Source organism: Pararobbsia alpina, assembly GCF_902859895.1.
Lineage (GTDB): Bacteria > Pseudomonadota > Gammaproteobacteria > Burkholderiales > Burkholderiaceae > Pararobbsia > Pararobbsia alpina.
In genome coordinates, this window is record NZ_CADIKM010000183.1 from 1 (window position 1) to 899 (window position 899).

1 protein-coding gene is annotated in these 899 nt (G+C 63.5%); it reads right to left on the reverse strand.

The annotated features are described in order from the left end of the window. On the reverse strand, positions 1-871 hold an 871-nt coding region (locus HV670_RS30165; RefSeq protein ID WP_175108565.1), incomplete at its 3' end, for a PAS domain S-box protein. Between the last annotated feature and the right edge of the window lie 28 nt (positions 872-899).

Here is an 899-nt window from a genome sequence, read left to right on the forward strand (position 1 = left end):
GGACTTCCTCAAGGTTCGGCGGATGGGCATCGAGCCAGCGCAGGCCCGCGTCCGCATTCGTGATGACGGCAGCGAGCGGTTGATTGACTTCATGGGCGATCGACGCGGTCAGTTCGCCGACCACTAGGACTCGGTTCAATCGCGCGAGATCGGACTGTGCCCGCTGCAGCGCATCCTCCATTCGCTTGCGTTCGCTGATGTCGTTGTTAGTCTCCAGGACCAGCGCGGGTTGTCCTGCATTGTCGTTCTGAAGCGACCAGCGGCTCGTTACGACGACGGGCGTGCCGTCCACCTTTCGGTTAACGAGCTCGCCTTCCCAGCGACCTTCGCGCAGCAGCCTGGCCATGATCTGCTCGACCGGCGTGACGAACGTCGTTTGCAGGAGCGTGTGCGCGACAGCCCCGAGCGCCTGCGCGCGCTTGAATCCATACAACTCCTCGGCGCCGCGATTCCAGTAGAGGATTTTGCCGTCCATGTCGCGCGAGAAGATGGGGTCGTGCGTCAGGTCGAGGAGACTCGCCTGATTGCGCAGCGTCGATACCGTCTGCTGGGCGTGCAAAGCCAGGGCTGTCACGAGGCCGATCGTAACGATGCTGATGCACTCGTTGATGAGGGTCTCCGCGCTGGGGCGGGCGGGCGGCGCGAGCGCCCAGCTGATGACCGATAGCCCTATGCAGCCGAGTCCGACAAGCACTACCCCCCGCGACTTGCAAAAGCGCGCGGCGATCAGCACGACAATCACATAGAGTGTCGCGAGGGCGATGTCGAGCACCACGACCGTATCGACGATGAAGATTACTGCCGCCAGCGCCGCGGTCGCCATAGCGAGTGTGACGGTGGCCTTGCGCGGCGAGCGCCTTTCATCTGTCATCCCGGCTCCAGCTCGATGCGTTCGATCG